Source organism: Kineococcus xinjiangensis, assembly GCF_002934625.1.
GTDB lineage: Bacteria > Actinomycetota > Actinomycetes > Actinomycetales > Kineococcaceae > Kineococcus_A > Kineococcus_A xinjiangensis.
The window spans coordinates 57734-74127 of the sequence record NZ_PTJD01000015.1 but is presented as its reverse complement, the minus strand read 5'-3'; the positions used below and the strand labels follow the sequence as shown (position 1 = coordinate 74127).

Below are 16394 nucleotides of genomic sequence, written 5' to 3'. Positions count from 1 at the left end.
ACCTCGTACGAAGTACGGCGTACTTCGTACAACGTACGAACGGGCAGGATGTTCCCGTGAGCAGCGACCGGTCCAGCGCAGGCGACCCCGCGCGCACGCTCGCCCTCCTCTGGCGCGACCCCTCGGCCGTGCCGCGCCGCGGCCCCCGCCGCACCCTCGACCTCGACGCCGTCGTGGAGGCCGCCACCGCGCTCGCCGACGCCGAGGGGCTGCCCGCCCTCACGATGCGCCGCGTCGCGGAGCGCCTGGGCGTGGCGCCCATGTCGCTCTACACCTACGTCCCCGGCAAGGCCGAGCTGCTCGACCTCATGCTCGACGCCGCCTACGCCGCCATGCCCCGGCAGGACACCACCGGCCGGCCCTGGCGGGAGCGGGTGGCCGCCGTCGCCGAGGAGAACCGCCGCCTCCACCTCGCTCACCCGTGGGCCGCCACCGTCTCCACCCTGCGCCCGCCGCTGGGACCGGGACAGGCGGCGAAGTACGAGCACGAGCTGGCCGCCTTCGACGGCTGCGGGCTGGACGACGTGGAGGTCGACGACTGCCTGACGTGGGTGCTCGGCTTCGTGCGCGCCTGCGCCCGCGACGCCGCCGACGCCGAGGCCGCCCGCGCCGACGGGGGGACGGACGAGCAGTGGTGGGCGAGCGCCGGGCCGCTGCTGGCCAGGGTGCTGGACCCCGCCGCCCACCCGCGCGCCACCCGCATCGGCGCGGCCGCCGGCGCGGCCCACGGCAGCGCCCACGACCCCGCCCACGCCTACCGCTTCGGCCTCGACCGGGTCCTCGACGGCCTCGCCGCCCTCATCGAACGCCCCTGACGCCCCAGCCCCCCTCATCCCCTCCCTCCCGCCCCTCTCTCCCGCCCCCTCCCGGAAAGGACCCTTTCCGGGGTCCGGAGCCGGGTCCTGGCCCCGGAAAGGACCCTTTCCGGGGTGCTGGAGGTGCCGCGCACCCCGGAAAAGGTCCTTTCCGGGAGAGGGCGGGAGAGGAGGCGGGTGCCGGCGGTGGGTCAGCGGCGGCAGGTCGCCACGAGCTGCCGCCGTGCGGCCCGGCCCTCCGGTGTCGGCAGCAGCGGGTAGACGTGGATGAGCCCCTCCCCGACGTGCAGGTCCACGTCGACGCCCTCCGCGCGGGCCCGCTCGACGAACAGCTCGGTGTCGGGGTGCACGAGGTCGCGGGTCCCGACGACCACCGTCAGCGGTGCCAGGCCCGCGCACCGGCCGAACAGCGGGCTGACCCACGGGTGCGCCGGCCCCAGCTCCCCGGCGTACATCCGCCCCGCCTCGGCGGAACCGGCACGGGCCAGCATCGGGTCCCGCGGCTCCAGCGCCGCCAGCTCCGGGTTGGACATCGACACGTCCACCCAGGGGGCGATCAGCACGATCCGCCCCGGCTGCGCCCGGCCCGTGTCGCGCAGGTGCCCGGCCACCGCCAGGGCCATCCCACCTCCGGCGGAGTCGCCGGCGAGGACGACCTGCTCCGCGCCGTGCTCGGCCACCATCCGCTCCAGCAGGGCCGCGACGGCCGGCACCACCTCCGCGGCGGTGCCGCGGGGGGCGAGGGGGTAGACCGGCACCACACAGCGGGCGGGGACCGAGGTGCTCAGCTCCCGCAGCAGGTACCAGTGCCAGCGGACGAGCTGGTTCACGTAGGCGCCGCCGTGCAGGTACAGCACGTGCCGGGCCACCGCCCCGCGGCGGGGGAGCACCTCGTACACCGGCCAGCCGGCCTCTGCGTGCCGCGAGACCCGCACCGAGCGCCGCAGCGACCGAGGCGGCGAGTGCGGGGCCGGCCGCCGCGACCGCCGCCGGACGTGCGCGCGCATCGCCTCCGCGCTGCGCAGCGACCCCTTGCCCCCGAGGCGCAGGTAGGCGTTGACGACGGTGCTCTGCCAGGAGGGCATCGCCGCAGTCTGCACGGCCACGTGCCACCGGGCGCGGCGGGGCGGCCGACCGGCGCGACCGCACCCGCGGGCACCCGGGACGGGGTTAGCGTGGACGGGTCGCACCACCCTCGTCTCCTGCGGCCGCAGAGACCCCGCCGCGGAGGCTCCGCGCCGTCGCGCGCGCCGGACGTCGGCTACGCCCTCGCAGGGGGAGACATGACCGGTTCGACCACCGCACCGACCGCCGAGGCCGACCTCGCCGTGCTGCGCGAGCACGCCGACGAGTGGGTCCGGACGCCGATCGAGGACAAGCGGGAGCTGCTGCGGCGGTTGCGCGCCGCGACGGCCGACGCGGCCGCCGACTGGGTCCGGCAGTCCTGCCTGGACAAGGGCGTCGACCCCGCCACACCGGCCGCGGGGGAGGAGTGGATGGGCGGGCCGTGGGCGGTGCTGGAGACGGCCTCGGCCCTCATCGCCACCCTGACGACGGTGGTGGAGGGCCGCAACCCCCTCGACGGGTTGCGGGTGCGGTCGCTGCCGGGCGGGCGGCTCGGGCTGCGGGTGTTCCCGGTCACCGCCTCCGACCTCGCCCTGGCGGGTTTCACCGCGCACACCTGGCTGCGTCCGGGGGTGACGCTGGAGCAGGCCCGCGACGGCGCCGCGCGCGGGGTGCGCGAGCGGTCCGGGCCGGGGCGGGTGGCCCTGGTGCTGGGGGCGGGCAACGTGGGTTCCATCCCGGTGCTGGACGTCCTGGCGAAGCTGTTCCAGGACGGTGCGGTCGTGCTCCTGAAGATGAGCCCCGTCAACGAGAACCTCCGCCCGGTGCTCGGGCGGGTCCTCGCGCCGTTCGTCGAGCGCGGGTTCGTCCGCATCACCACGGGCGGGGCGGAGGAGGGCACGCGCCTGATGCGGCACCCCGATGTCGCCGCCGTGCACGTCACGGGCAGCCGCGACACCCACGACGCGGTCGTGTTCGGCGCCGGCGCGGAGGGGGCGCGCCGGCGCGCGGCCCGGGAACCGCTGCTGGCGAAGCCGGTCACCAGCGAACTGGGCGGTGTCTCCCCGGTCGTCGTCGTGCCGGGTCGCTGGAGCGAGGCCACCCTGGTCCGGCAGGCGCGCCACGTGGCGACCCAGCGGCTGAACCACTCCGGCTTCAACTGCGTCGCCACGCAGGTCGTCGTCCTGCCGCAGCGGTGGCCGCAGGCGGAGGAGTTCGTGCGCCTGCTGCGCGCGGCCCTGCGGGAGGCCCCGTGGCGCAGGGCGTACTACCCGGGGGCCGCGCAGCGGCAGCGCGCCGCCCTCGACGCCCATCCTGGCGCGGAGGTCCTGGGCGGCGACTCCGACGCCCCCCGGGTGCTGCTGCGCGACCTCGACCCCGCGGCCCCGGACGAGCCCGCGTTCACCACCGAGTACTTCGCGCCCACCCTGGGGGTGACCCGCCTGCCCGGGGCCGACCCCGGGGAGTTCCTGCGCGCCGCGGTGCGGTTCTGCAACGAGCGCCTCGCCGGGGACCTGGGGGCGACGCTCCTCGTGGACCCCGCCACGGGGCGCAGGCTCGGCGGCGACCTGGAGGAGGCGGTGGCCGCGCTGCGCTACGGCAACGTCGGCGTCAACTGCTGGGTGGCGCTGGCCTACGGGATCCCCCGGGCGCCCTGGGGTGCGTTCCCCGGCCACGACGTCCACGACGTCGGCAGCGGCCTCGGCACGGTGCACAACGCGCTGCTGCTCGATCCCGCCCACGTGGAGCGCAGCGTCGTGCGGGGGCCGTTCCACCCCGTGCCCACCCCGGCGTGGTTCGTGGACAACCGCACTGCCCACGTCACGACGGAGCACCTGACCCGGTTCGCGGGCGCGCCGTCGCGGCGGGTGGCGCTGCGGGAGGTCGCCGCCACCCTGGCCTCCGCCGTGCGCGGCTGAGGGCCGGGCGGCGCGGACGAGCCGCCGGCGCCCGCGCGTCGTCAGTCGTCGTGGTTCCCGCCCGAGTTCCCGCGCGGATCCCCGCCCGAGTTCCTGCCGGGGTTCCTGCCGCCGGGCCCGCTCTGGTACCGCTCCCGGCGCACCGTGGGGCGCCTGCCGCGCAGCGTGGCCCCGCGCAGGCCCTGGATGACCTCCTCGGCCCTGTCGGTGGGCACGTCCACCAGGGAGAACCGCTCGGTGATCTCGATGGCGCCGACGTCGCGCCCGGTGAGGGAGGACTCCCCGGCGATCGCCCCCACGAGGTCCTGCGGCCGCACCCCGGCGGCCCGGCCCGCGCCCACGAACAGCCGCGTCATCGCCCCGCCGGCGCTCCGCCCGCCCTGCTCCCGCCCGCGCTCGGGAGGTGTGCCGCGGCGCGCCGGCCCGCCCGTCGCAGGGCGCTCCTGGGGGATGTCCGGCTCGTCGCCGTCGCCGCCCGCGGCCGCCTCGTGGGCGAGCTTCACCGCGGCGAGGGCGACCTGGACGACGTCGAACTCGTCGCTGAGCACCTCCACGACCGTGCGGAAGCGGTCCAGGTCGTCGGTGAGCAGGCTCTCCCGCAGCGCAGCGCGGGTCAGTTCCAGCCGCCGGGCGTGCAGGTCGGCGACCGTGGGCAGCGTCTCCACGGTGATGCGCCGCCCCGTGACCCGCTCGATGGTCTTCAGCATCCGGTGTTCGCGGGAGTCGGAGAGGGTGATCGCCACGCCCTCCCGTCCCGCGCGGCCCACCCTGCCGATGCGGTGCACGTAGGACTCCGGGGCGCTGGGCACGTCGTAGTTCACGACGTGGGTCAGGTGCTCCACGTCGAGGCCGCGGGCGGCGACGTCGGTCGCCACCAGCAGGTCCGCCGTGCCCGAGCGGAGCCGGCCCATCACCCGGTCGCGCTGGTCCTGGCTCATCCCGCCGTGCAGGGCCTCCGCCCGGTACCCGCGCCCGTTGAGGCTCTCGGTGACGGTGTCCACCTCCTCGCGGGTGCGGCAGAACACCAGCGCCGACGTGGGAGACTCCATGTCGAGCACGCGGCCCAGCGCGGCCGTCTTGTGCGCCCGGGGGACCAGGTAGGCGACCTGCCGGACCCTGGGCACCTCGCCGGCGGCGACGGGGGCGTTCTGGATGCGCACCTGCACCGGCTCGCGGAGGTGCCGCCGCGCCAGCGCCGCGGTGCGGGAGGGCATCGTCGCGGAGAACAGCACGGTCTGGCGGCCCTCGGGTGTGGCCCCCAGCAGCGCCTCGATGTCCTCGCTGAACCCCATGTCCAGCATCTCGTCGGCCTCGTCGAGCACGACGGTGCGCAGCGCCCCGAAGTCCAGCGCGCCGCGCCCCAGCAGGTCGACCGCCCGGCCGGGCGTGGCGACGACGACGTCCACGCCGCGGGACAGCGACCGCAGCTGCTGGCCGATGGGGGTGCCGCCGTAGACGGGCAGCACGCGCGCGCCCAGCCCGCGGCCGTACTTGTACAGGGCCTCCGAGACCTGCACCGCCAGTTCGCGGGTCGGCGTGAGGACCAGCGCGGTGGGGGTTCCCGGGCGCTCCGGCAGGGGCGCGAGGCCGTTCAGCAGCGGGAGCGCGAAGGCCGCGGTCTTGCCCGTGCCGGTCGCCGCGACGCCCAGGACGTCCCGGCCCGCCAGCAGCGGGGGCACCGCCTCCCGCTGGACGGGAGTGGGCTCCTCGTACCCCAGCACCTCCAGCGCGTGCTGCAGCTCCTCCCTCAGGGCGAGGTCGGCGAACGTGACAGCGTCGGGCGTGCTCATGCCCCCAGTCTGCCCACTGCTCCGGGCACCGCCGGTCGGGCCGGTCGCGGAGGGCGGGTCGCATAGGGTTGCCTCGTGCGCTCCCGTCGGACCCTCCTGGCCCTCGGCCCGGTGCTGTCGCTCGTGGGACTCGTGGTCCTGCAGGTCGATGCCGTGCAGTGGCGCGGCCTCATCGGCTGGGGGTTGATCGTCCTGGGGCTGCTGGTGAGCGCCGGTTCCGCGGCCGACCACCGCCGGGGCCCGAGGACGGCGCCGGGGCGCCGGTAGCGTCGGCGCATGACGACTCCGCCGTGGCGGGAGCTGGCGCACCGGGCCCGGGCGGCGCTGGACGGCATCGGCGCCTGCGCGGCGACGGTGGTCCTGACCGGCATGGGCACCGCGGCTCCCCGCAGGGTCGACGTGGAGTTCGCGGAGCCGAACCTGTGGCGGATCACGGGCGAGGAGGGCCTCCTCGCACTGCACGACGGGGAAGCCGTCCACGCCCCGGTGGGGGAGCAGTGGGAACGCGTGCTCACCGGTGGGTGCTGGCTGCCCTCCCACCTCCTCACCCTCGGATGGGGAGAGCCCCAGCTGTTCGAGCAGCCCAGGGCGTTCCGGGAGGCGGCCTTCTTCGACGAGCCCCACGAGGTGGCCGGCAGGCCGGTGTGGAGCGTGCTGCTGAGCGCTCCGGGTCGGAAGCCGCACGACATGACCGTCTCCCTCGACCGGGAGACCGCACTGGTGCTGCGCTGGGCCTCCGTCGACGGCCTGCACGGCGCGGAGGTGGAGGCGCTGGACCTGTCCTGGCGTGCGCGGCCGGACGTGTTCACCTGGACCGGCCCCGCCCCCACCGCCGTCGGCGAGGAGAGCCGCCGCGCCCGCGAGGAGCGCATCGACCGCTGCCCGGACCCGGCACCGCCGGAGTTCGGGGCCACCGGCGCGCCCCGGCCCGGCACCGGGAGCCGCTGAGCACCCGTCCCCGTCACCACCGGGTCGAGTCCCGCCCGGGCCGGGAACGTCGGCACGACGTCCGGCCCGGGCGCCGCGGTGCCGTCAGCGGATGTCCGCCTGCGGGCCGGTGCGGGTGGCGAGCAGGTTCGGCAGGTCGGACGCGGCGTCGAGCGCGTAGGAGTAGGAGGCGCGGGGGTCGAACGCGGTGCCGCGGCTGGTCTGCGACCCCGTCGAGGAGGCCACCACGTTGCCGCGCTGCACGAGTTCGGCGGTGTCCTGGTAGCTGTACGGGTTCGCCACGCGGAGGAAGTGGTTGTTCTCCACCACCGCGCGGGTCCCGCCCCGCGCCCGGATCCCGTAGGACGTGACGTCCTGCAGGAGGTTGTTGTACAGGTGGGCGCGGGCGACGTTGTCCACGCTGGGGTTGCGCTGGTTGGTGCTGCGGATCCAGTTGTGGTGGATCGTCAGCTGCGCCGTCACGTTGCTCGTCCACCCGATGCCGAACGCCTTGTTGTGGTTGGACAGCTCGTTGTAGGAGACGGTGACGAAGCTGGTGTCCAGCCGGGAGTCGAGGAGCCCGTCGCCGGCGCGGGTGAGGCGGTTGTGGTCGATCCACACGTGGTGGGCGCCGTCCATCTGGATGGCGTCGTGGTCGCAGCACTTCCCGTCGGGGTCGTTCGGGTCGTACGTGTTCCCGATGGTCAGGTTGCGGATGACGACGTTGCGGACGTCCTTGAGCTGGAGGCCGCCCTGGAAGATCTCGCCGGTGGTGCCGACACCGATGATGGTCTTGTCGGAGGCGACGGGGATCTCCTTGCCGAACGGCTGCACCGTGATCCGGCCCGCGACGCGGATGACGTAGGGCGTCGCGGCCGCGGCGTACCTCTCCAGCGACGCCTGGTCGGTGACGGTGACCGTCGGCCCGCCCTGCCCGCCGGTGGTGCCGCTCAGCCCGAGCCCGGCCACGGCCGCGAACCCGTCGGGCGTCGAGGGCCAGCCGGTGGAGACGGGGTTCCAGCCGTCGCCGCCCGCGAGGTAGCGCTGCGGGGTGTACCCGGCGGCTTCGGCGTCGCTGAGCTGGGGCCGGTTCGGGCCGGTGCCGGCACCGGGGCCGGTGTTGCGGAACTCCCGGAAGCGGGCGTTCTGCCACGTCGCGGTGCCCATGTCCGTCCACGGCTGCGCGCCCTTGATGTGCGCGCCGAGGGCGGACTCCCGCACCACCACCTGCGCTCCCTGCCGCCACGGCCGGCCGAGGTGCGTGGAGGCGGCCGGGGCGGTGCCGGTGAAGCGGGAGCGGTGGAACAGGAACCCGTACCGGCGGGTGGTGGGGGTGCTGGCGGCAGTGGTGTAGCCGCCCCGGACGAGCTGGCGCAGCTCGCAGCGGTCGAAGACGGCGGTGCCGCCGCCGAAGACGTAGTCGACGTCGCCGGCGATGTAGCAGTCGGAGAAGTACGCGCGGGCGGAGTCCGCGACGTAGAGGGTGTCCTGGTTGCCGAGGAGGTGCACGTCGTCCAGCACGGCCCGGTCGGAGCCCAGGGACAGCGCAACCGCCTGGTGGCCCGGGAGCCCGGCGTTCGCGGCCTCGTCGAAGTCGTTGGCGATGGTGAGGTTGTCGGCGTGGAAGTCGCGCCCCGAGACGGTGGCCGTCGCGCTGCCGCCCGTGCCGTAGGTGCCGCCGCCGGGCTTCGGGGTTCCCGCGGCGCGGTCGTCCACGATCACCACGTCGTCGGGGGAGTCGCCGAGGCCCAGCAGCGTGATGTTCGGCTTGTTCGAGGGGACGGTGAGTGCGCCTCGGTAGGTGCCCGGCCGCACGGCGATGACCACCCGGGAGGGGCTGTCGACGGGGACGGCGTCCACAGCCTGCTGCACGGTGCGGTAGCGGCCGGTTCCGTCGGCGGCGACCACGAGGGAACCGGCGGGCGCGGGGGCCGAGGGGGTGCCGAACTGCCACTGCTGGGCCGGGGCGCCGTTGCAGGTCCACAGCCGCACCGGCGTCCCGTGCGCGGTCGCGCCGTCCTTCACGTCCACGCAGAGGCCGGAGTGCCTGCCGACGAGGGTGCCGCCCGCGCCGCGGGTGAACTGCTGGTTGACCGCGCCGGTGCACGTCCAGGTGATGAGGCGCGTGCCGCTGGCGGTGCCCCAGCCCTCCGCGTCGAGGCAGCGGGTGCCGCCGAGGGTGCGCAGCTCACCAGCGCCGGTCAGCTCCCACTGCTGCCACGCGGCGCCGGAGCAGCCCCAGATCTGCAGGGGCGCGCCGGGGTCGGAGATCCCCCCGACGACGTCGAGGCACTTGCCGGACTGGGTGGCGACGAGCGGGGCCACGGCGGCGGCCGCGGGCAGGGGCGCGCCGACGACCGCCACCGCGGTCGCCGCGAACGTGGCCGCGACCGCGAGGCGGGCGGTGTGCTTCCCGGGCGGGCGCGGGTTGCGTCGCTGCAAGCGCATGTTTCTCCTGGGGCCGGGCGGGGCGGGAGGGTGCTGCGCCGCCACGCTAGCGAGCCGGTCCGAGCGGACGGGGCCGTTCGGGTGACAGGCGCACCGGCGGGTCCAACGGCCGTCGCCGAGCGCGTCGGCCGTCCCGCTCAGCGCCGCTCGAGGCGCTCGATCAGGGACCGCCGCCACGCCTCGGTGCGCTGCAGCTCGTTGAAGGTGAAGAAGTGCGCGCCCTGCAGGGTGCTGCCGGGTTGTCCCAGCACCGGCGCGAGCCCGCGCAGCAGCCGCCCCGGGTGGTAGCCGCGGGGGAGGAAGAAGCGCCAGAACATGCCCTGCTGCTTGAGCAGGAACCGGGCGGACTGGCCGAGGCCGAGGCCGGCCGAGATCCGCACGAGCTTCTGCCGGCTCACTGCGCCGGGCAGGCCGACGCGCACGGGGAGGTGGATCCCGCGCCGCGCGGTCTCCGCGGCCCACGTGCGGGTGGCGCCGGGGTCGAAGCACAGCTGGGTGATGACGTGGGTGGCGTGCGGTGCCTTGCGCGCCAGCGCCTCCTCCATCACCTGCGCGCCCAGGGTGCCGTGACCCTCGGGGTATCCGCCGACGCCGACGTGGCGGAAGCGGTGGCCGCGCTCCGCCAGCGCCTCCAGCAGGGCGAGCGCGTCGGGGTAGGGCCCGACGGCCTCCCGGGCGTCCCCGCCGACCACGAAGACGCCCTCGACGCCGGCCTCCCGCAGCCGCGCGGCGATGTCGTCCAGGTGGGCGCCGTCGCGCACGAGCCGCGCGACGAGGTGGGGGGCGGCGGTGCGGCCGGCGCGGGAGAGTCGCTCGGCCAGCTCCAGGGTCGGCCCCAGGCCCTTCGCCTCCGTCGTGGTGATCGTCAGGGGGACCTCGCGGGAGACGTGGGCGAGGACGGCGTCGTCGGTGCCGGGCAACGGCAGCACCTCGTAGCTGGCCTCCCGCAGCACGCCGGCGAAGGCCCGCCACCGGGACCGCGAGCGGGCCTCCGCCCGGTCGGCGTCGCTGTCGTCGGGTCTCACGTCGTGGTCCTCGGGCTCGGGGACGTCCGTGCGCGGAGTCCGTGCGGTGCCCCGAGGATCGCACGGGCACCCGGACGCGGAGGGGCCCCACCCGGTGCCGGGTGGGGCCCCTCCGCCGCGACCGCCCTGTTCAGGAGCGGTGGGCGGCGCGGTACTCGGCGAGGACGAAGGCGCTGAGGGGCCCGCGAGCGGGGACGGCGAAGCCGATGCCCTCCGCCCAGCGCCGCACCTCGCGGGCGTTGGGCGGGGCGTCCTGGGCCGCCGCGGCGGGCTGCCCGGTCGTGCGTGCGGCGTTCCTCCCGGCGGGTCTGCGGGGGGCGCGCTTCGTGGCCAGGGGCGTCTCGGCGGGAGTGGGCACTTCGAAACCGCCGGCCTCCGGGACGACGGCGGGGGCGGCCTCGTCGGTCGCGGCCTCGCGCGGCGCGGTGCCGGCGCCGGACTCCGCGGCGGTCCTGAGGGCGGCGTTGCGCGCGGTGGGCTTCCGTCGCGCAGCCGCCGTCCGGGTGGAGGCCTCGGCAGCGGGCACGAGCTCGACGGGCGGCACCTCGGGGGCGACGTCGCCGCCGGGGGAGGCTGCGGTCGCCTCGTCGACGGCCGCGTTCACGCTGGCGGTGTGGGCGTCGCGGGTGGCCTTCCCGGCCCGGGCCCTCGTGCCGGCGGCCTTCGCGGTGGACTTCGCGGCGGTGGACCTCGCCGCGGTCGGCGCCGCGGCGGAGGCGTCCGCACCCGTCCCCTTCGCCGCGGCGGCCGCGGCGAAGGCGTCCTGCAGGGCGTCCCAGCCGACGGCGACGGGGGGCCGTGAGGTGGAGGGGTTCCACGACAGGCCCTCGGAGCTGACCGTGAGGGTGCCGTAGCGGCGGCCGTTGCGGCGGACCGGAACCTCGAGGTCCCCGGTGCCGACGGGCAGTTCACGGGTGAGGGTGAGGGCGACGGAATGGTCGGGCATCTCGTTCTCCAACCCTGGTGGGGAGGGGGTGACCGCTCGGTGGGCACGTCACCGCAGATCGTCGAATGCTAGCCGCAGCGATCACCCCCTTCCCGTCGGAACCGCGACCCGCCGCTGGTTTCCCCGCCCCTGGAACCGGACCGAGGCGTGGCTGCGGATCGCGAAGCGAGGTTCCGGCCTGGTGTCCGTCTCGGCGCTGGACGCGCTCGACGTGGCCCTGTGCTTCGGCTGGATCGACGGGTAGCGGCGTGCCTGCGACGACTCCTCCTACCTGCAGAGATATTCGCGCCGCCGCCCCTGCAGTTCCTGGTCACAGGTCAACGTGGCGAAGGGCGAGGCGCTGGTGGCGGCGGGACGCATGCATGCCGCCGGCCTCGTCGAGGTCGAGGCAGCTCGGGCGGACGGTCGCTGGCAGGCGGCCTACGAACCGCAGCGCACCGCTGAGGTGCCCCCGGACCTCGCCGCCGCACTGGCCGGCGACGCCCGTACCGTTGCCGCGTTCGGGGCGCTCGGCCGGTCCGAGCGGTACGCCGTGATGCTGCCCCTGCTGAAGGCGAGGACGCCGCAGGCGCGCGCCAGTGCGCTGGCCTCGGCCGTCGAGCGACTGGCGGCCCGGGAGGAGTGACGCCCCCCTCGGCCCGCCAGCCCCCTACGGAGGTCCCGCGCATCCCCGGGCCGGTGTACGGGGCCGCGGCCCCGCACACCGGTGGTCCCGGCCGCGAGGCGCTCAGCTCAGGCGCTGCTGCGCGTAGGCGCCGATGGCGTCGCGGTAGAACTCGGCCAGGGCCGGGTCCAGGGCGTCGTAGCGGGCGCGGAACTGCGGGTCGTCGACGTAGAGCTGCCCCAGGCCGGTGTAGCTCGCCCGGTCCGGGGTCCAGTGCTGCGCCACCGCCCGGTGGTGCCCGTCGATGACGTCGAGGACCTCCGGTGCCCCGGGCTCCGCCCCGGAGCGCAGCAGTTCGAGGACGCGCGAGTCCAGCCGCTCCATCTCCTGCTGCGCGGCGAGGTGGTCCTGCCGCGTCCAGTCCGCCGTCCGCTGCCGGGCGGTGGCGAAGTGCTCGCGCACGCCCTCGCCGTAGCGGGCGGCCAGGGACTCCTCGGCCTCGGCCTGCCGCTCGGCGAAGCCGTCGAACATCTCGGGTGCGCTCATGGGTGTTCCCTCCTGCAGGTGCGTGATGGTGCGCGCGACGGTGTCGGCGAGGCGCGCCAGGCGCTGCTGCTCGGCCTGCAGCCACTCCCGGTGCCCGCGCAGGGCCTCCAGGCGGTCGCGCTGGCCGGTGAGGATCTCGCCGATCGCCTCCAGGCCCATGCCGAGCTCGCGCAGCAGCAGGATCTGCTGCAGCCGCAGCAACTGCGCCTCCTCGTAGTAGCGGTAGCCGTTGGCCCCGACCCGGGCCGGGGCCAGCAGGCCGATCGCGTCGTAGTGCCGCAGCGTGCGCGAGGTGACTCCCGTCAGCCGCGCCACCTCCGTGATCGACAAGGCCACGCCCGCCGTCCTTCCCGCGCGTCCGTCGACCGGAACCGCTCCGGTCCACCCCCGAGGCTGGACCTTGACGCAGCGGCAAGGTCAACAGCGCGGTCCGCGGGGACCGTCGCACCCGCCGTCCCGCCCCGGGTTCCAGCGTGCGGCATGCGCAGCCGGGCTCCGGAACCGGCGTCTGGGACGCGCGGCACCGGACTTGACGACCCCCGTGCGCCCTCCTAGCGTCGGCCGGGGCCCGTGAAACGTTGCAGGGGCCGCTTCCCGTCAACGGTGACCTGAGGAGCTCGCGTGCCCCGTCCGCTTCGTCCTGCCCTCCGTCGTGCTCCCGGCCCGGATTCCGCTCCCGGACGTCGCGCGCCCGGCACGCCCTGGCGCCGGGCCCTCACCGGTGCCGCCGCCTTCGCGCTGGCCTCTGCCGGGCTCGTCGCCGCCGCCCCGCCCGCGGCCGCCGCGTGCGGGGACGGGACCTACCACGCCGAGGCCGTCCGGACCGTGAACACGTGGACCGCGCGCAACGGCGGCCGCACCCTCTACACCGGCACGGACCTGCGCTCCGCGGTGCAGGCCGCCGTCAACAGCCTCACGCCGGGGCGGACGGTGAAGCAGCGCGTCGTCGTGCGCGGCTCGGGCGGGATCCCCGCCGGCCAGCGCATCAGCCTGCCCAGCTACACCGTGCTCGACGTCTGCGGAACGATCGAGGCGCGCGGCACGGCGAGCGGCGACTACGCGCCCGTCTACTCCCGCGGCACCACCCACGTCGAGATCCAGAACCTCACGGTCACCGGCACCCCCCTGTACGGGATCTTCGCCCGCAGCGTCGACAACCTCACCCTCGGCCGGATCACCATGCGGCTCGGGTCCGGGCTGGGCGTCCGCATCGACAACTACGGCGACCGGAGCCGGCCTTCCCGCAACGTCCGCATCGGCGACGTCTACGTCTCCGGCGCCAGCTCCCACGCCGTGGAGACCTTCGGCGTCGACGGCCTGACCATCGGCACGGTGACCGCGCGGAACGTCGGCCAGTCGGGGCTGCTGCTGAACCAGACCGTCAACGCGAGCATCGGCACGGTCGACGCGGAGAACACCGGCACGGGCACCGGCTACGCCGCCTTCCGGATGGCCAACCGCAACGGCCGGATCGGCACGGGGTACCCGACCAACATCCGCGTCGGCACAGTGCGGGCCCGCGGCGGCGGCAGGGGGATCTTCTGCGTCTCCGAGAGCGGCGGTGCCGTCGTCGAGCGGGTGGACATCGCGGACACCGGCAACAACGCCGTGCTGATCGAGAACTGCCACGGCGTGGACATCGCCACGCGCGGCGGAACCATCAGCCGGGGCGGCGAGGTGCGGCTGGCTGAGCGCTCGGAGCTCCCCGGCAACCGCGACATCACCCTGCAGAACTTCACGCTGGTGGGCAGCCGCATCGTGGAGAACCCCTGCGCGGACAACCTCGTGATCCGCAACGTCACCCTCAGCGGCTCCACGATCAGGCGCTGCTGACCGCCTCCTCGACGTCGGCGGCGGTGGGGTAGGAGTCGTGGGTCCCCACCCGCCCCACCGACAGCGACGCCGCGGCGACCGCCCAGGGCACCGCCTCGGCCAGCGGGGCGCCCGCCGCCAGCCGGGCGGCGAGCGCCCCCACGAGGGCGTCGCCGGCACCCGTGCTGTCGACCGCCTCCACGCGGGGGGCGGGGCAGGAGCCGGTCGCCCCGTCCCACCAGAGCGCCCCCGCCGCGCCGAGGGTCACCACCACCGACCGCGTTCCCCGGGCGGCCAGGTCGGCGAGACCCCGCCGCGGGTCCTCCTCCCCGGTCAGGTCGCGCAGCTCGTGCTCGTTGACGACGAGCGGGTCGCACAGGGCGAGGACCTCGTCGGCGACCGGGGCGGAGGGGGCGGCGTTGAGCACCACCCGCCCCGTCGCCGCCCGCGCCGCCGCGGCCACGACCGCCGCGGGCACCTCGTGCTGGAGGACGAGGACCGCCGCCCTGCGCACCACGTCGAGGTCCGGTCCCGCGCCGTCCGCGCCGGGCCACGCGTGGTTCGCCCCGCGGTCCAGCACGATGACGTTCTCGCCCCCGGCCGTGGTGATGTAGGCGGTGCCGCTGGGGACGCCCGCGACGGTGCGCACGTGCGCCAGGTCCAGTCCCGCCCGGCCGAGCGCCTCCCGCAGCACCGCGCCGGCGGGGTCGTCCCCGGTGCGGGCCACGAAGCGCACCTGCGCGCCGCAGCGCAGCGCGGCCACCGCCTGGTTCGCGCCCTTGCCCCCGGCCTGGGTGCGGACGGCGGTCGCCGTCAGCGTCTCGCCGGGGCGCGGCAGGTGGTCCACCTCGGCCACGACGTCGAGGTTCACCGACCCCAGGACCACCACCGACCGCTGCACGCTGCCGATCATGCCCCCTCGGGCCGGCCGCCGCCGCGAGGGACCGCCCGCCGCCGCTGCTGCGGGGTGGAAGCCCCCAGCGCCTGCCCGGAGCGGGGAGCGACGACCGCGCGCAGCGGCGGTTCCGCGGGTAATCTGCGGAGGAACGCGGAGTGTCCCGTGCGTGAAGCGCGGGGGCGACGTGTGAACGAGGTCACGCAAGGCTTGTGCATGTGTACGCAGAGGCGCGAACATGCGGCTGCTTCTCAGTGGGTGCGACAGCCAACCCGCACCGCCACCTTCCCTGCTAGGCCAATGACGGCCCCGGGTCCCCCGGCGACCGAGCCAGGAGCTCGGGGCGCGTCCGCTACGGAACTGGAGGATCCATGCCGAAGTCCGTCCTCGTCAGCGGCGCCCGCACCCCCATCGGCAAGATGCTGGGTGCGCTGCAGAGCTTCTCCGCCACCGACCTCGGGGGCTTCGCCATCGCCGGCGCGCTGGAGAAGGCGGGGCTGACGGGCGAGCAGGTCGACTACGTCGTGATGGGCCACGTCCTCCAGGCCGGAGCCGGGCAGATCACCTCCCGGAAGGCGGCGCTCAACGCCGGCATCCCGATGCGCGTGCCGGCCGAGACCGTCAACAAGGTCTGCCTCTCGGGCATGAACGCCATCGCCCACGCCGACCAGCTCGTCCGGCTCGGTGAGGCGGACGTCGTCGTCGCCGGCGGCATGGAGTCCATGACCAACGCCCCGTACCTGCTGCCCGGCGCCCGCTCCGGGTACCGCTACGGCAACCAGACGGTGCTCGACTCCACCCTGCACGACGGGCTGTTCTGCACGATCGAGCAGCGCGGGATGGGGGAGTCCACCGAGGAGTACAACCGCGCCCTCGGCATCTCCCGCCAGGAGCAGGACGAGTACGCCGCGCGCTCCCACGAGCGGGCGACCGCCGGCATGAAGAACGGGGCCTTCTCCGACGAGATCGTCCCCGTCCCGGTGCGCCAGCGCAAGGGCGACCCGATCCTCGTGACCGACGACGAGGGCGTGCGCGCCGACACCACCGCCGAGATGCTCGCGAAGCTGCGGCCGGCCTTCGCCGCCGACGGCACCATCACCGCGGCGTCGTCCTCGCAGATCTCCGACGGCGCCTGCGCCGTGGTGGTCATGAGCGAGGAGAAGGCCGCGGAGCTGGGCCTGCCGGTGCTCGCCGAGATCGTCTCCTACGGCGCGGTGGCGGGTCCCGACCCGTCGCTGCAGTCGCAGCCGTCCAACGCGATCAAGCAGGCCCTGCAGAAGGCGGGCCTCGGGACCGGCGACGTGGACCTGTTCGAGATCAACGAGGCGTTCGCCTCGGTCGCGATCCAGTCGATCCGCGACCTCGGCGTCTCCGACGAGATCGTCAACGTCAACGGCGGCGCGATCTCCATGGGCCACCCGATCGGCATGAGCGGGGCGCGCATCACCCTGCACCTGGTGAACGAGCTGCGCAGCCGCGGCGGCGGCCTCGGCGCCGCCGGCCTGTGCGGCGGCGGCGGCCAGGGCGACGCGCTCCTGCTGCGCGTGCCCTCCGCCTGACGTCACGAGCCCCGGCCGGCACCCGCCCCGCGGGTGCCGGCCC

Annotated in this window: 14 protein-coding genes; 7 read left to right on the top strand and 7 right to left on the bottom strand. The window is 75.7% G+C overall.

Features of this window, described 5'->3' with window-relative positions; all coding sequences use genetic code 11:
- Nucleotides 1–56: 56 nt before the first annotated feature.
- Entirely contained in the window at nt 57–815 is a 759-nt protein-coding gene (locus CLV92_RS17675; RefSeq protein WP_104434931.1) for a TetR/AcrR family transcriptional regulator, read from the top strand.
- A 191-nt stretch (nt 816–1006) separates the two neighbouring features.
- On the opposite strand, the gene CLV92_RS17670 is transcribed toward CLV92_RS17675, so the two are convergent.
- Nucleotides 1007–1900 carry an alpha/beta hydrolase fold domain-containing protein gene (locus tag CLV92_RS17670; protein ID WP_104435019.1) on the bottom strand — a complete coding sequence of 298 codons (894 nt, stop codon included), beginning with the start codon at nt 1898–1900 and terminating at the stop codon, nt 1007–1009.
- Between the two features lie 198 nt (nt 1901–2098).
- On the opposite strand from CLV92_RS17670, the gene CLV92_RS17665 reads away from it, so the two are divergent.
- Entirely contained in the window at nt 2099–3799 is a 1701-nt protein-coding gene (locus tag CLV92_RS17665) for an aldehyde dehydrogenase family protein (protein WP_104434929.1), read from the top strand.
- A gap of 41 nt (nt 3800–3840) precedes the next feature.
- Here CLV92_RS17665 and CLV92_RS17660 read toward each other — a convergent pair whose 3' ends face one another.
- Nucleotides 3841–5589 (bottom strand): DEAD/DEAH box helicase, encoded by a 1749-nt coding sequence (locus tag CLV92_RS17660; protein WP_104434927.1) that lies wholly within the window; start codon nt 5587–5589, stop codon nt 3841–3843.
- Between the two features lie 75 nt (nt 5590–5664).
- Here CLV92_RS17660 and CLV92_RS17655 point away from each other — a divergent pair, with 75 nt between their 5' ends.
- Both CLV92_RS17655 and CLV92_RS17650 read left to right on the top strand, forming a co-directional pair.
- Complete coding sequence (locus tag CLV92_RS17655; protein WP_104434925.1) at nt 5665–5856, top strand: hypothetical protein; 192 nt, start codon at nt 5665–5667, stop codon at nt 5854–5856.
- 9 nt (nt 5857–5865) lie between these two features.
- A complete protein-coding gene (locus tag CLV92_RS17650; protein ID WP_104434923.1) occupies nt 5866–6537 on the top strand; it encodes a hypothetical protein in 672 nt (223 codons plus the stop codon).
- Between the two features lie 84 nt (nt 6538–6621).
- On the opposite strand, the gene CLV92_RS22080 is transcribed toward CLV92_RS17650, so the two are convergent.
- The 3 genes from CLV92_RS22080 to CLV92_RS17635 all read right to left on the bottom strand — a co-directional run bounded on the left by CLV92_RS22080 (nt 6622) and on the right by CLV92_RS17635 (nt 10935).
- Nucleotides 6622–8964, bottom strand: a complete 2343-nt coding sequence (locus CLV92_RS22080) for a pectinesterase family protein (protein WP_104434921.1) — start codon at nt 8962–8964, stop codon at nt 6622–6624.
- Nucleotides 8965–9101: 137 nt separating this feature from the next.
- Nucleotides 9102–9989 (bottom strand): methylenetetrahydrofolate reductase, encoded by an 888-nt coding sequence (locus tag CLV92_RS17640; RefSeq protein WP_211291243.1) that lies wholly within the window; start codon nt 9987–9989, stop codon nt 9102–9104.
- Between the two features lie 130 nt (nt 9990–10119).
- Nucleotides 10120–10935, bottom strand: a complete 816-nt coding sequence (locus tag CLV92_RS17635; protein ID WP_146099626.1) for an Lsr2 family DNA-binding protein — start codon at nt 10933–10935, stop codon at nt 10120–10122.
- A gap of 322 nt (nt 10936–11257) precedes the next feature.
- Here CLV92_RS17635 and CLV92_RS22075 point away from each other — a divergent pair, with 322 nt between their 5' ends.
- On the top strand, nt 11258–11560 hold the full coding sequence (locus CLV92_RS22075) for a YdeI/OmpD-associated family protein (RefSeq protein ID WP_211291242.1): 303 nt from the start codon (nt 11258–11260) through the stop codon (nt 11558–11560).
- A 102-nt stretch (nt 11561–11662) separates the two neighbouring features.
- Here CLV92_RS22075 and CLV92_RS17625 read toward each other — a convergent pair whose 3' ends face one another.
- Nucleotides 11663–12421: a MerR family transcriptional regulator gene (locus tag CLV92_RS17625; protein WP_104434917.1), complete on the bottom strand. Its 759-nt coding sequence runs from the start codon at nt 12419–12421 to the stop codon at nt 11663–11665.
- Nucleotides 12422–12706: 285 nt separating this feature from the next.
- Between CLV92_RS17625 and CLV92_RS17620 the strand changes: the two genes are divergently transcribed.
- Nucleotides 12707–13918 carry a hypothetical protein gene (locus CLV92_RS17620; protein ID WP_211291241.1) on the top strand — a complete coding sequence of 404 codons (1212 nt, stop codon included), beginning with the start codon at nt 12707–12709 and terminating at the stop codon, nt 13916–13918.
- On the opposite strand, the gene CLV92_RS17615 is transcribed toward CLV92_RS17620, so the two are convergent.
- The gene (locus tag CLV92_RS17615; RefSeq protein ID WP_104434915.1) at nt 13905–14810 is read right to left on the bottom strand and encodes a ribokinase; all 906 of its coding nucleotides are present in this window, start codon (nt 14808–14810) and stop codon (nt 13905–13907) included. The two genes, CLV92_RS17620 and CLV92_RS17615, sit on opposite strands and share 14 nt — an antisense overlap.
- 353 nt (nt 14811–15163) lie before the next feature.
- Here CLV92_RS17615 and CLV92_RS17610 point away from each other — a divergent pair, with 353 nt between their 5' ends.
- On the top strand, nt 15164–16351 hold the full coding sequence (locus CLV92_RS17610) for an acetyl-CoA C-acetyltransferase (RefSeq protein ID WP_104434913.1): 1188 nt from the start codon (nt 15164–15166) through the stop codon (nt 16349–16351).
- The last annotated feature ends 43 nt before the right edge of the window (nt 16352–16394 follow it).